This is a genomic window from Granulicella mallensis (assembly GCF_014203225.1).
Classification (GTDB): domain Bacteria; phylum Acidobacteriota; class Terriglobia; order Terriglobales; family Acidobacteriaceae; genus Granulicella; species Granulicella mallensis_A.
Window position 1 is genome coordinate 100,638 of record NZ_JACHIO010000017.1, and the last position, 14,181, is coordinate 114,818.

Here is a 14,181-nt window from a genome sequence, read left to right on the forward strand (position 1 = left end):
TTGGCTAAAGACCTAACGACAGTAGTTGTAGGATTGCTTCCCCTAATTAGTCGTTGCTACAGACCACCCCGAAAACGACGTTCGGCATCGTATTCACGGTGTGTGGTTACTATTTGACGGGTAAAATCAGATGGAACCAACCGTTGTATTCTTGCGGGGCCTATGGCTGTAAGCAACTCATTAGACGAAAGATATTCCGAAAGACCCGAGTGGGCACTGGCTCAACGGATTGTTGCAAGCCCCGAACTCAAATCCTCTCGCAAGCTGTGTCGATTTTTCCTCTACGTAGTCGATTGCTCCCTGCGTGGAACACCGGAAGAAGCCACAGAGCAGCAGATCGGCATCCATGTCTTCGATCGCCCTCCTGGCTATAACTCCAGCGACGACAGCATCGTCCGGTCACAAGCGCGCCTACTAAGAATCAAGCTGACTGCTTACTTCGCGAGAGTGGGAGATCAAGAAGACCTTACCCTCGAAATTCCGAGGGGTCACTACCTGCCCGTCTTCCGTTCAGCCGCGGCTGTGCCGGAGCCCCAGCCGCTTGAAGAGGAGAGACAGCCGGAGGAGTCCCTATCCTCCGACTTCAGGAGCCTCAACGAAGTAGCCGCGCCAATCGTCTCTCCTCCGCGATCTCGCAACTGGCCGCTGACCTGGACGGCGATAGCCTGCGCCTGCATGGCCCTGGGTATCCTCATGGGATTCGCCTGGGCACGCAACCCGCATCTGGAACACAACTCCAGCACCAATCTTTTTTGGAAGCCTTTCCTGCAGGGAGCGCCGCCCCTGGTCATCTACAGCAATCCCCTCTTCACGGGTACGCCCTATACCGGCATGCGACTGGTGACCTCCGGCGTGCAGAGATCGCTGAACGATGTCGACGATGACACCTACACGGGAACAGGTGAGGCCTCGGCGATTCGCGACCTGACGCATGTCTTCGATGCCCACCATGCGGAGTTCATTCTGAAGCGCAGCCGCCTGGTCACGTGGGACGAGGCGAAGTCTCACAACCTTATCTTTATCGGGGCCGCGAGCCAGAACAGTGCGTTACAGGATCTGAAGACGAACCTCGACTTTGCCATCGACCTCGATAGCGATCACCAGGGGTTCATCGCCAATCGCCATCCGCTGCAGGGCGAGCCCGCAAGCTTCAAGCCTTCGTCTGCGAATGAGGAGTATGCCATCATCGCCTCCGTTCCCGGACTCGAACCCGGAACGCGGATCGCCATCTTCACAGGGCTGACGACCAACGGCACGCAGGCTGCCGTAGAGTTCGTCTGCAATCCGGGCAACGCCCAGCAGTTGGCGAAGATCGTCCAGAGACCGGGCGATGCCCTGGTTCCCTTTGAGGCTGTTCTGCATATCAAGATGAGTGGCGGCGTGCCGCTGCAGGCAGATGTGGTGGCGATTCATCCCCACGGCTGATTGCCCCTGTGAACTTGTTTTTGCTTTTCTGGTTGTCATTCCGAGCGCAGCAAGCGAACCTGCTTCCTCCCGTTTAGCTCGTTCTGGTACAGCTAACCCTCTTGCCTTTACTCACTATGCGTGTAATCCAAACGAAGAACGGGAGACAGCAGGTTCGCTCGCTACGCTCGGAATGACAACCAGAAAAACAACAGCAAAAGCAACGGCAACAACAGAAGCAGATTCCCTGCGGGAATGACAACCAGAAAAGCAAAAACTCCCCACAACTCCTCAGCGAATGAGATTGGTCTTGGCGAGATCGATTACCTCGTCCCCACGTCCGCTAAAGACCGCACGCACCATGTAGAGGCTGAAGCCAAGAGCCTGCTCGGCCGTGATCGATGGAGGCATGGAGAGTTCCTGCCGGTTCACGATCACCTCGATCAGGGCGGGTCCATCGTGCTCGAAGGCACGTGAAACAGCAGAGCGCAGATCCTCTGGCTTTTCGACGCGCACACCGAAGATTCCGGCGGACTCCGCTAACTGTGCGAAGTTCGGATTGACGAGGTCTGTGCCATAGTCGACCAGCCCCGCGGCCTTCATCTCCAACTCGACAAAGCCTAGGCTGCTGTTATTGAAGACCACGATCTTTACCGGAGCCTTGAGCTGGCGGAGCGTCAACACCTCGCCCAGCAGCATCGCCAGACCGCCGTCGCCGGAGAGGCTGATCACCTGCCTGCCTGGATGAGAGGCCTGCACTCCAATGGCTTGCGGCAAAGCGTTCGCCATGGATCCATGAATGAAAGAGCCCAGCAGACGGCGCCTGCCGTTCATGTGGAGATAACGCGCCGCCCAGATGGTCGGCGTTCCGACATCGCAGGTGAAGACAGCATCGTCCGCCGCCAGCTCATCGACAACTTTGGCGACGAACTGGGGATGTATCGGGGTACGGCCCGGCTCGCCTGTCGCCAGGTCGTCGAGCCCCTTGCGAGTCTGCTTGTAGTGGTCGAGACAGATGTCGAGATAGGAGCGGTCTTTCTTCTCCTGCAAGAGAGGAGTCAGCGCGTCCAGCGTATCCTTCACATTACCAATCAGGCCAAGATCGACCGGCGTACGGCGCCCAATCTGCTCGCCGCGCAGGTCGACCTGAAGGATCTTCGCCTTCTTCGGATAGAACTGCGGATACGGAAAGTCTGTGCCAAGCATCAGCAGCGCGTCGCAGTTCATCATCGCGTGATAGCCGGAGGAGAAGCCGAGCAGGCCGGTCATTCCCACATCGTAGGGATTGTCGTACTCGATGAACTCCTTGCCGCGCAGGGCATGCACGATGGGAGCCTTGAGCCTGGCCGCCAGAGCTACCAGCTCGCCATGCGCGCCCTCGCAGCCGGCGCCGCCGAGAATCGTCACCTTCTGCGCTCCGTTGAGAAGGTCCGCCGCCTGGTGGAGTTCGTTGTCGGAGGGGCGAATGAGCGGAGCGGAGTCGTGAATGCCAAGAGCCAGCGTTGCGGCAGAACACTCGCGCGCCAGGACGTCTCCGGGGATCACAACAACGGCCACTCCTCGCTTGGCGATGGCCGTGCGCATCGCGATCCCCAGGACGCGCGGCATCTGGTCGGCCTGCGATACCATCTCGCAGTAGTAGCTGCAATCCTTGAACAGATGTTCGGGGTGTGTCTCCTGGAAGTAGCCGCTGCCGATCTCCTGGCTCGGCACCTGGGCCGCAATCGCCAGTACGGGGACGCGGCTACGGTGGCAGTCGTAGAGCCCGTTGATGAGGTGCATGTTGCCGGGGCCGCAGCTTCCGGCACAGACAGCGAGCTTCCCGGTAACGTGGGCTTCCGCGCCGGCCGCGAAGGCCCCGGCCTCTTCATTCCGCACATGAAGCCATTCGATCGCCTTGTTCTGCCGGATGGTATTCGTGAGCCCATTCAAGGAATCGCCCACCACGCCGTAGACACGAGTTACGCCCGCTTGTACCAACGTATCTACAAAGACTTCCGCCACTTTCCTTGCCATCTGAATATCCCCTTGTCGTTTCGCTCTCCGATTGTGATTCTGGCCGGATATGCGGTTCGATGCTGCAAAAATTCGTGCCGATGGCCAGCCTGGTTTGCCTCAGGCAAAGAAAGCAATTCAGTCGTTACGGCTACGCCTGCACTCCAGCCTTCGGCAGAGCGGTGTAAGTCTTCGGTTCGCCGTTTTGCGGCACGGTTGAAACCGTGCCCTTCCGATTCGTGCCACAGCAACATGTTTGCACGCTACGAAACGTTTGCACGCTACGAAAGAAAATCGATGGCATATCCTTGGCAGTTTTCCTCCGGTGAGCCTGCACTTATAAATCCTGAGGCACTAAAATACAAAGCCACATTACGAAGTAAAACGAAATATAAAGATATTTCGATTCACCTTCAAGCAGATGCCCCGCAGGCCCTTGGGCGTCTCTTGGCCCTTTGCCAGGCCTGTTGCAGAAAGAAATTGGCAAAATACCTGCCAAAGCAGGCCGGAGAGCAGGAAGTACGAGGAACCGAAACGATATGATATTTCGACGGCCCCGTGCTTGAATCTGTTGGAGGTAGTGTTCCATGCCCTATGTAGCTCCCGCATCCACGTTCCACGCTCCCGATAGCAACGCCACCCCTGGCAACGACACCTACAACCGCTTACTGTTGGTCGTCGCAGGCCTGGGTGGACTGCTGTATGGAGTCGATGTCGGCATTATTGCCGGGGCTCTACCCTATCTCCAGGCTACCTCTCACCTGAACCCCAGTCAGCTTTCCATTATTGTCGCGGCCGTACTCCTGGGAACCGTGATCTCAACCATGTTTGCAGGCCTGCTTGCCGACTGGATGGGACGCAAGCCGCTCATGATCCTGAGCGGGGTCACCTTTGTGGTCAGCATTCCGATGATTGCGCTCTCGCATGGATACGGGCCGTTGTTCTTCGGACGGCTTCTGCAGGGCGTCAGCGGAGGATTCATCGGCATCGTCATTCCGCTCTATCTGGCAGAGTGTCTTACCGCCTCGAAGCGTGGCAAAGGAACCGGAGCCTTTCAGTGGCTCCTCACCTTCGGCTTCGTTCTGGCAGCCCTGATCAGCACCTACTACAGCTATCGCGTAGCTGCCGTGGCCAACGCCGCCGTAGCCAACACGGCAGTGGCCGAGGCGGCCAAAGCGGCGGCTGTTCTTGCATTCAAGAACCAGGCGTGGCGTCGTATCTTCTGGACCTGTCTGCCTCCGGGCATCCTCTTTGTGATTGGCAGCTTCTTCGTTGGCGAGTCCCCGCGCTGGCTCTTCAAACGCGGCAAGAAAGACCGTGCGCTCGCATCGCTGCTTCGTTCGCGCAGCCCTGAACAAGCAAAGATTGAACTGCAAGAGATGGAACAGGCTGCGCTTGCCGTCAAGGTACAGCCTTCCACCGGGAAAGAGATCAAGGACTCCCTTCTGCGCAGGAAATACCTGGTTCCCTTTGTTCTGACCTGCGTCATTCTTTTCTGCAACACGGCAACGGGAATCAATTCGATCATTGGATATAACGCCAGCATCCTGCTGCAGAGCGGTTTGTCCGACGTTCGCGCGCATTGGGGCTACGTCCTCTTCACCATCGTCAACTTCCTGATGACGATGGTCGGGATGACTCTGGTAGATCGCAAAGGGCGCAAGTTTCTTTTCATCCTCGGCACCTCCGGAATTATCGTCTCTCTGATCTGTGTCGGAGTGCTGTTCCTAAAGACGGAAAAGCTGAACGTGGATTGCCGCGATACGGTTCAAGCCATGGTGGCTCCGAACCAGACCCTGACACTTCCGTTCAACGTGGCCGAAGCGAAAAAGCTTCTCTCTGCCAGCGGTTACCACGGCGACGGTGTTCAGAGCGAGCAAGCCTCAATGTCGGTGATCTACTCTTATGGCGATTTCACGGCAACCACAGAGTTCGTGCGCTCCGACGATACAGCTGCAGCGCCCATTCAAATCACGCGTGAAAGCACCTTGCCCGATAACAAAGTGGAAGCCTTTTTCCAAAACCCCTTCGCCGATCTCGATACCGCTCGCACTGCGCCCTTGAAGATCAGCCGTGCCAATATCGGCAGCGTGCCCAATGCGGCACACGGCTGGTTAGTGGCCCTCTGTCTTTACGCCTTCATCGCCTTTTATGCGGTCGGTCCCGGCGTCTGCGTCTGGCTTGCACTATCGGAGTTAATGCCGACGCGCATTCGCTCCAATGGCATGAGCTTTGCCCTCGTGATCAACCAGATGGTTTCAACCACGCTTGCAGGAATCTTCCTTCCTGTCGTCGGCAAGTACGGCTACTCCTCGATGTTCTTCCTGTTCACCGGATTTACGGTGGTCTATTTGCTGACCGTAACCTTCTTCCTTCCGGAGACCAAAGGCAAGACGCTGGAAGAGATCGAGGCTTACTTCGAAGCGCCACGAAAAGCGTAAGAGGTATGGCCCGTGCCTCACAGGTTGAGGTACGGGCTATGTAGATTCTTAGGTCGGTTATTTATTGTCGACTGAGTTTATTTACCGTCGAAGACAGGGACGTTCCCCACAGCGCGAAGCGCAACCCGTGACGCTTTAGCGTTGCGGGGCGGAGGGAGCCGTAGCCTTTAGGCTACGGAATAAGGGGCAGGCGAGAATCGGGCTTTAGCCCCGGGCCTTTTGTCAGCAGCCGAAAGAAGGCCCGGGCCTAAAGGCCGCATCTTGGCTAGGCCTAAATTCCGTAGCCTAAAGGCTACGGCTCCCTCCGACTCCCCGATGCTGAAGCATCGGGGAACGCGCTTCGCGCAATGGGATGTCCAGCCCATAGCAAGCTACACCAGGATGACTTCCACCCCAAGAGCCTTGATCGCTTCCGCCTGATCCTCGGAAAGGTTCGTATCGGTAATCACCGTGTGGATCGCGTCCGCCGGAACGATGAGAGACAGGCTTCGCCGTCCGAACTTCGTGGAGTCGCATACCATCACCACCTTTTCGGCGGCGTGAACCATCGCCCGATTGATGCGGGCCTCCAGGACATTCGGAGTCGTCAGGCCTGCCTTGGCGTCGAAGCCATCCACGCCCAGAAACAGGATGTCGGCATGGATCTCGCGGAGCATGTCTTCGGCGATCGGCCCGGCAAGAGAGAACGAGCTCTTGCGCAAGGTTCCACCCGTCAGGATCACGTCGAAGTCCGTGCCGGCCAGTTCGGTCGCGATATTGACGGCGTTGGTAACCACGGTCAGGCTGCTGAACGCCGTGAGCGCGCGGGCGATGGCCGTGGTCGTCGTACCGGAGTCCAGAAGAACGCAATGCCCTTCCTCGACCAGCTTTACAGCGGCCTCGGCGATCCTTTGCTTTTCCTTGAGCTGGTGCTGCTCCTTGGCCTTGAGCGGAGGATCGGCCAGCACGCTGCTGCGCGGAAGGGCCCCGCCGTGGCTGCGCTGCAACAGTCCCTTCGATTCCAGATAGTCGAGGTCCTTGCGAATCGTGATCCGCGAGATACCAAAGACATCCGAAAGCTCAGAGACGAGCACCCGGCCGTTGCGCTGGATGAGATCGAGCATCCGCTGCCGGCGTTCTCCGATCAGAAGACCTTCCGTATTCGATGGAATGGGAGTTTTGGACTTTCGCATGGGTTACCCATCATAACTTGTAGAGCAAACTTCCTGTTACTGAGAAGTTGAATCGGGCGTGCAGTGCCGTTTTCTGGGGAAAAACGGCCATCAATATCGCAGTTTTGCTATACACCTACAGGAAATTTGCTATAGTCCGGAGGACACGAAAGCAAACCCTACGTCTTCTTCAAAGCGAAAGCCCTGTTTCTCGCTGGTAGTTCCTCCTTCCAGACAGGATTTGGGAACCGCAAAGCCCCCGCGAAACCTATATTTCCCTATACAGGCCTGCACATCCTCATTTATCATGAAATTAGACTGATAAACGAAATAAAACGAAATATACTTTGTCAGCAAACGCGATCGTGAGGGATTAAGACCATGCCGGAAACACAGAGCCCCGCTCCTTATGCGCACTGGATGCTGCGCGAGATCCATGAACAGCCGGAGACCTTGAAGGCCACCCTGAACAGCTATGTGGAGGCGCAAGGCTTTCGTGCAGAGACCTGTGCCCCGCTGCGGATCTGGCTGAAGAAGGCCAGCGGAAAGATCGTGATTGCCGCGAGCGGTTCCAGCCGTCATGCCGGACTGGCTGCCGAGCTTTTCTTTGAAGACCTGAGCGGTATCCATGTCGATGTGGAGTACGCCAGCGAATACACCTACCGCAATGAAACAGCGCTTGGGGATGCGGTAGTGATGGTGGTATCGCAGTCAGGCGAGACCGCGGACACGCTGGCCGCGCTGCGCAAGGCCAAGCTGGCGGGGCACGAGACCCTGGCGATCACCAACGTTGCAAGCTCCACGATGGCGAAGGAGGCAACGGTCTCCTTCCCGACCGAGGCCGGGCGCGAACGGGCGATTCCAGCAACCAAAAGCTTCACCGCACAGTTGCTGAATCTTTATCTTCTGTCCTTACTCGCGGCGGAGTCGCGCGGAGTGCTCGATGCCGCCGAGATGGAGGTACGGCTCGCCGAACTGCGCGAGTTGCCGGCAAGCGTGAAGGCACAGTTGCCGGAGTGGGAGAGCTCCGTCCGGGCGATTGCGGAGCGGTACAAGACGGCCAAGAACTTCCTGTTCCTGGGCCGCGGTGTGCACTATCCAATAGCCCGCGAGGGCGCGCTGAAGCTGAAGGAATCGGCCTATCTGCATGCGGAAGGCTATCCCAGCGGCGAACTGAAGCATGGGCCGAATGCGCTGGTGAGCGAAGGAACGCCGCTGGTGATGATTGCAACGGTAGACCGCAACGACTCGGAGTCGGTGCAGCGCTACGAGAAGATCGTGCAACTGATGCGCGACATGCGGGAGCAGGGCGCGAACATTCTGGCCATTGCCAATACAGGTGACGAAGTAGTGGCCGAACTGGCTACGAATGTGGTCTTTGTCGAGCCAGCACGCGAGGCTCTGCTTCCCATGCTGGAGGTGATCACCCTGCAACTGCTCGCTTACTTCATGGCGATCAATAACGGAATCGACGTGGACCACCCGCGCAATCTGACGAAGGCCGTTCTCGCGGAATAATCGCCAGGGTTGGCATTAAACTGCAAACGCCGAGTGCACCGAGTACGCCAAGTTTGCGCAGAGTTTCCTTTGCGTCAACCTGGCGTCCTTCGCGCACTCGGCGTTTGCAGTTTGGATTGGCCGCAAAACAAGGTCGGCGAACTACTCACAATCCATTCATCTAATTGACTTATTCCGGCGATTCCATAGGCTGCACTCACTGGTATCATCTATGGAAAGCACAGCAGGACCTTTTCTTGCGACGCCAGCCGGTAACCGTCCTTTGTGCCTTGGACGGAACCGGAGGCCATCGCTCAACGTATCTCACTCCGGATCCAAACCTATCCGGGTCGTGCCAAAATTGCGCCACCGAAGAAAGCGCCAAAAGAAAACTTAACGATGAGCCTGAAGAAAATCGCCCTAATCGTCCTTGGTTTCCTGCTTCTGGTAGGCGTTGTTGCGGGCACCATTATTCAAAGCCGCTCCAGCGTCACCGCCGTGACTACCAGCAAAGCTGCGCCCCAGGACCTCATCGCGACGGTCAGCGGCACCGGCCAGATCAAGCCCAAGACGGGCGTCAACGTCGGCGCGACGGCCTTTGGCCGCGTCACGCACCTCTACGTAAAAGAGGGAGACCACGTAAAGGCCGGCCAGCTTGTGGCCACCGTGGAAAGCGCGCAGCCCGCCAGCGCCGTCGATGCGCAGAAGGCAGCCATCGCCTCTTCCAGAACAGACGTCGACAGCAACATCGCAGCCGAGAAGACCGCGCGCGCCAACATCGACGAGGCCAAGGCCGACCTCGAACAGAAGAAGTTCGACTTCGATCGCGCCAAGAGCCTCTACCAGGATCAGCTCATCGCCAAGCAGGACTACGACGCCAAGAAGGCCGCGTATGACGTCTCTGCCGCGACACTGCAGCAACGCATCGCCAGCTTCACTCAGGCCAGGGCGCAGACTTCTTCCGCACGCGGCCACGTCGATCAGGCTATCGCCACGCTGGCGGGTAATGATTACAGCCTGGGTCTCACCCAGAGCCGCGCGCCCTTCGATGCGCTCGTAACCAACGTTCCCATCCGTGAGGGCGAGACCGTCGTAACCGGCATCCAGAACGCCGAAGGCTCTACCCTGATGACCCTCGCCGATATGAGCGTCATCACCGCTGAGGTCAAGATCGACGAGACGGACATCGTCAACGTCGCCATGAACCAGCCCGTCGACGTAACCGTCGATGCCCTGCCCGGCAAGATCTTCAAGGGCCACGTCACCGAAGTCGGCGACCAGGCGCTGCTGCGCACCACCGGCCTCGCCACCTCGCAGTCGACCACCGGCACGGAAGAGGCCAAGGACTTCAAGGTCATCGTCACACTCGACCAGACAAGCGACGAGTTGCGTCCCGGTCTCTCCTGCACGGCCAAGATCACGACAGCGCACAAGCCCAACACCCTGACCGTACCCATCCAGTCGCTGGTACAGCGCGATCTTGCTTCCGAAAAGGCCCTGTTCAACAACCACGGCAAAGAAGGAGCGGCAGGCGGTCCGATCACCAAGTCCAATCTGACCCAGGGTGTTTACATCGTGGTACAGGATAACGGCCGGCTCAGGGTAAAGTTCGTTCCGATCACCACCGGCGTCACAGGGGCGACGGATATCGAAGTCCTGAGCGGTTTGAAGAATGGAGACGAGGTCGTCACCGGCCGCTATAAGGTCCTGCGAACGCTCAAGAGCGGGACCGCCATCAAGTACGACACCACCCTCCAGACGGCGACAGACGATAATTCATCTAGCTGATACTCGTAGTCTGTATCTCGCAACCTGAATCTCGTTCTGTATCTCCGGAGACACCTGATGGCCATCGAAACCGCACCCGTAGTTCCCCCCGCGCCGGACCGTATCGGCGCCAATGCCGATGGTCCTCATCCCGGTGACGTCATCGTTACGGACAACCTCTGGAAGACCTACGAGATGGGCGACCAGCAGGTCCACGCGCTGCGCGGTGTCGACATTCGTATCCGCCACAACGAGTACGTGGCGATCATGGGCCCCTCCGGCTCGGGCAAGTCGACGCTGATGAACCTGATCGGCTGCCTCGACTCCCCGTCGCAGGGTAAGTACTGGCTTAACGGCCACGATGTCTCGCAGCTCAACGACGACGAGCTTGCACGCATCCGCAACAAGGAGATCGGCTTCGTCTTCCAGACGTTCAATCTGCTGGCGCGCGCCACCTCGCTGCACAACGTCGAGCTTCCGCTGATCTACAACGGAACGCCGGTGGCGGAACGCATCGCGCGCGCCAAGGAAGTGCTGACGTCCGTAAATCTCGGCGAACGCATGATGCACAAGCCGAACGAACTCTCGGGCGGACAGCGCCAGCGTGTCGCCATTGCGCGCGCTCTGGTCAATCGCCCCAGCATCATCCTGGCCGACGAGCCTACCGGTAACCTCGACTCGAAGACCTCGGTCGAGATCATGGCGCTCTTCGACGACCTGCACGCCAAAGGCAATACGATCGTGCTGGTTACGCACGAACAGGACATCGCCGAGTTTGCGCACCGCATCATCAGCATCCGCGATGGCTCGGTCGCCACCGACAGCCTCAGCACCAAGGGGAAAAAGGCTGCCGCCGGCCTGCTGGCAAAAGAGACAAGCCCGAAAGCAGAGAATCCGAGCATACCTACAGCAAGTTCGAGCACTCCTGCAAAAGAGGCAAGTCCCAGCGTTCCCGCGACAGAAGCGACGCCGAACACTTCTGAAAAAAAGGCGAGTCCGAGCAAGAACCCTAAAAAAGCGTAGCAGCCAGTTCGAGCTGGCTGTTGCCTTTCTTGCTTGTCATTCCCGCAGGGAATCTGCTTCCAACCCCACCCCTGTACCCTCTCGGTTCACTACCCCAAACACCTGTAACCCTCACGACACGCGTCTAAACTAGCAGTATGGTCAAACGCGCGCGACTGCTTCTTCTGCCGTTTCTACTGCTTTCTCTCCTGCGCCCCCTGCACGCAGCGGATGGCCGTTTCGACCTCGTCGGGCCCCGTATCGATGTTCGCGTTACCCGCGGCAATGAAACCCTCCCGATCGCGATTGTTCCCAATCTCCAGCCCGGCGACAAGATCTGGCTGCATCCCGATCTGCCCCCCACCCAGTCGGTTAAGTACCTGCTTATCTGCGTCTTCCTGCGCGGAACCACCAACCCTCCCCCGCAGAGCTGGTTTATCCGCATCGAGACCTGGGACAAGAAGGTCCGCCAGGAAGGTGTCTTCGTGACCGTTCCCGCCGAGGCACAACAGGCCGTGCTCTTTATGGCTCCGGAGACCGGTGGCGACTTCTCCACTCTGCGCTCCGCCGTCCAGGGCCGTCCGGGGGTCTTCGTCCGCGCCTCGCAGGATCTTGCCGAAGCAGGCTTCGAACAGGCCCGTATCGAGAAGTACCTCGCCTCCATCCGCCGCGTTCCTCCCTCCGACCCGGAAGCCCTCCAGAAGCACTCCGACCTGCTGGCCCGCACGCTGGCGCTCAAGCCCAATCCCGACTGCTTCAAGCGGCCGATCGATACCCAGTTCACCTGCCTCACCCAGACCGGCACCCAGACCCTGCTCGACGATGGCCACGGCCAGAACATCGCCTCCGCGCTCTCCAACGGCCCTGGCTCCGATCTCATCAACCAGGCCAGCACAGTTGGCGTGGCCGGCGGAGGGCTCTACTCCGCCTACGTGGGAGCCATTGTCGACGTCATCCGCCTCATGGGCACCCTGCACACCGCCCAATACCAGTACATCCCAGCCATTGCCTTCCCTCAGGACGCCGCCATGAACCTGCGCCTGAACACACCGCCGTCCTTCCACAACCCCAAGTCGGTGCTGGTCATCGGACTCCCCTCGGTACAGGCCGCCGTGCCTCCCCCGCTGCGTTCCGCGAATGCGAACTATGTCGCCTGCCTGATTAAACCGTCCGTCTCGCTCCCCATCGAAGGCGCGCCGCTGGTCTTCTCTACCGACTTCGCACACGACATCGTGCTCCATCTGAATACGCCGCCCGGATCTCCCGCCGAGCCCGACATTCCGCTCATCCCCGACGCCTACCAGGGCGGCCTGGTCCTGCAGCAGACGCCGATCCATCACCGGGAGCTGCACGACCCCAAGCTGCTCAAACCCGATCCTGACAGATCTGCAGCTCCGGCAGCCCCTTCCGCCGACGTCAAGCCCGCACCTGAGAAGGCACCTGCTCCGGAACCGCAACCCAAGCCCGTACTGCTCACCGGCACCATCCAGGGCCGCTGGGGCTTCGATCCCTTCACCGGGCCCACCGTCGGGCTGCAGCAGCTTCCGGGGGCAGGCTGGCACATCGTCAAGTCTTCCGAGGCCGTTCCCTCCAGCCTCATCGCCGGCCGTTCGACGCAACTCCAGGTCTCCTCGACGGGAAGCGCCTGCGTCCACACCATCACCGCGCAGCCCAACGGCAGTACCACCGATATGGCGATCGCGTTCGAACACTCGCCCGGACCTGAGGATCCGAACCTGCTCAACCTGACGATGCCTCTGCAGCACACAGAGACTCCCGGAGATCTGCATCTCGCCATCCAGCAGTATGGACAGCCTAAGGCCGACGACATCGCCGCTCGCACCTTCTCGGAACCGGCGCATATCGCCTCCATCGAGCTGCATGCCGGGGACCGGTCCCTCATCCTGAATGGCACCAGCCTGTCCCAGGTGGACAAGCTGAAACTCGGCGACCTCAGCTTCCAGCCCACACCCAGCGCAGACAGCCAGGTCTCCCCGAACACCTTGCGTCTCTCCCTGGCAGCCGATGCCCCCGCACCTCCTACACATACCGACGATCACCTTACAGCCCGCGTGGAGTTGCACGATGGCCGCGTCCTGTCGATCCCGGTGGTCGTAGCCCAGGCCCGGCCTGTCATCACTCTGCTGCGCAAGAGCCTCCTTTCGGAGACACCTAACGCCACCATCTCGCTCAGTGACGCGAACGACCTCCCGCTCTCCCAGCCTGTCAGCTTCACGCTCAAGAGCCCCGCACCCTTTCCCCGCAACGGCCAGATCGAGATCGAGACACTGGACGGCACGCTGCGCACAGTGCTGACGCTCGCGCCTTCGGGCGGCCTGCTGCTGCAGGACCCTCATACCGTCGTCGCCACGCTGGACCCGCTGCGCTCCTTCGGCCCCAGCGCCTTTGGCCCCTTGCGGATGCGCTCCGTCTATCCGCTTCCGGCGACCACGCACGAGCACCGCAGCAACGAGCCGGACACCGCGCCCCTGGCTTCGATTACCACAGACCAGCCCCCAGCCGAACCGGACGCTCCGATGAGCGACTGGTTCCCCCTGGGGACGCTCGTCCGCCTGCCTACGCTCCTGGGTCTGCAATGCCCTGTCGATACAGCCCTACCCTGCACGCTGAACGGCACCAATCTCTTCCTCGTCGAGTCGATCTCTATCGATCCGGCCTTCACGTCTCCGATCTCCGTCCCCGATGGCTATACCGGATCAAGCCTGACGTTGCCGCATCCGGCGGCGTCGACGATCTTCCTGCATCTTCGCGACGACCCCACGCCGATCAACCCAGCGATAGTCCCGACGGTGGCCCCTACACCGCCAACTGTCTCGTCCCACTCCCATAGCGCAAGCCACGCGGAGAGCAAGACGCCCAAGGGAGCGGCGTAAGGCGTTGGGTTTTGGCTCTGGACCTTTAGG

8 protein-coding genes and 1 pseudogene are annotated in these 14,181 nt (G+C 59.5%); 7 read left to right on the plus strand and 2 right to left on the minus strand.

The annotated features are described in order from the left end of the window. Window positions 1–162 precede the first annotated feature (162 nt). Window positions 163–1,425 (plus strand): hypothetical protein, encoded by a 1,263-nt coding sequence (locus HDF15_RS18765; protein WP_184258291.1) that lies wholly within the window; start codon window positions 163–165, stop codon window positions 1,423–1,425. 270 nt (window positions 1,426–1,695) lie between these two features. Here HDF15_RS18765 and poxB read toward each other — a convergent pair whose 3' ends face one another. Beyond that, a complete protein-coding gene (gene poxB, locus HDF15_RS18770; protein ID WP_184258293.1) occupies window positions 1,696–3,420 on the minus strand; it encodes a ubiquinone-dependent pyruvate dehydrogenase in 1,725 nt (574 codons plus the stop codon). Window positions 3,421–3,651: 231 nt separating this feature from the next. On the opposite strand from poxB, the gene HDF15_RS18775 reads away from it, so the two are divergent. Together HDF15_RS18775 and HDF15_RS18780 are read left to right on the plus strand one after the other, a co-directional pair. After that, complete coding sequence (locus tag HDF15_RS18775; protein ID WP_184258295.1) at window positions 3,652–3,942, plus strand: hypothetical protein; 291 nt, start codon at window positions 3,652–3,654, stop codon at window positions 3,940–3,942. Window positions 3,943–3,986: 44 nt separating this feature from the next. Then, window positions 3,987–5,840: an MFS transporter gene (locus HDF15_RS18780; protein ID WP_184258297.1), complete on the plus strand. Its 1,854-nt coding sequence runs from the start codon at window positions 3,987–3,989 to the stop codon at window positions 5,838–5,840. 371 nt (window positions 5,841–6,211) lie between these two features. On the opposite strand, the gene agaR is transcribed toward HDF15_RS18780, so the two are convergent. After that, window positions 6,212–7,012: a transcriptional repressor AgaR gene (gene agaR / locus HDF15_RS18785; protein WP_014264792.1), complete on the minus strand. Its 801-nt coding sequence runs from the start codon at window positions 7,010–7,012 to the stop codon at window positions 6,212–6,214. A gap of 360 nt (window positions 7,013–7,372) precedes the next feature. Here agaR and HDF15_RS18790 point away from each other — a divergent pair, with 360 nt between their 5' ends. The 4 genes and pseudogenes from HDF15_RS18790 (at window position 7,373) to HDF15_RS18805 (ending at window position 14,151) form a co-directional block, all read left to right on the plus strand. Continuing rightward, entirely contained in the window at window positions 7,373–8,509 is a 1,137-nt protein-coding gene (locus HDF15_RS18790) for an SIS domain-containing protein (RefSeq protein WP_184258299.1), read from the plus strand. 378 nt (window positions 8,510–8,887) lie between these two features. Continuing rightward, entirely contained in the window at window positions 8,888–10,276 is a 1,389-nt protein-coding gene (locus tag HDF15_RS18795) for an efflux RND transporter periplasmic adaptor subunit (protein ID WP_184258301.1), read from the plus strand. Window positions 10,277–10,450: 174 nt separating this feature from the next. Further along, window positions 10,451–11,104, plus strand: a pseudogene (locus tag HDF15_RS18800) (ABC transporter ATP-binding protein); the annotation flags it as partial. A gap of 311 nt (window positions 11,105–11,415) precedes the next feature. Then, a complete protein-coding gene (locus HDF15_RS18805; protein ID WP_184258305.1) occupies window positions 11,416–14,151 on the plus strand; it encodes a hypothetical protein in 2,736 nt (911 codons plus the stop codon). Window positions 14,152–14,181 lie beyond the last annotated feature (30 nt).

Coding starts and splice junctions, on each gene's coding strand:
- HDF15_RS18780 (WP_184258297.1), top strand. CDS start 3,987: ATGCCCTATGTAGCTCCCGCATCCACGTTCCACGCTCCCGATAGCAAC.
- agaR (WP_014264792.1), bottom strand. CDS start 7,012: ATGCGAAAGTCCAAAACTCCCATTCCATCGAATACGGAAGGTCTTCTG.
- HDF15_RS18795 (WP_184258301.1), top strand. CDS start 8,888: ATGAGCCTGAAGAAAATCGCCCTAATCGTCCTTGGTTTCCTGCTTCTG.
- HDF15_RS18805 (WP_184258305.1), top strand. CDS start 11,416: ATGGTCAAACGCGCGCGACTGCTTCTTCTGCCGTTTCTACTGCTTTCT.
- HDF15_RS18775 (WP_184258295.1), top strand. CDS start 3,652: ATGTTTGCACGCTACGAAACGTTTGCACGCTACGAAAGAAAATCGATG.
- HDF15_RS18765 (WP_184258291.1), top strand. CDS start 163: ATGGCTGTAAGCAACTCATTAGACGAAAGATATTCCGAAAGACCCGAG.
- poxB (WP_184258293.1), bottom strand. CDS start 3,420: ATGGCAAGGAAAGTGGCGGAAGTCTTTGTAGATACGTTGGTACAAGCG.
- HDF15_RS18790 (WP_184258299.1), top strand. CDS start 7,373: ATGCCGGAAACACAGAGCCCCGCTCCTTATGCGCACTGGATGCTGCGC.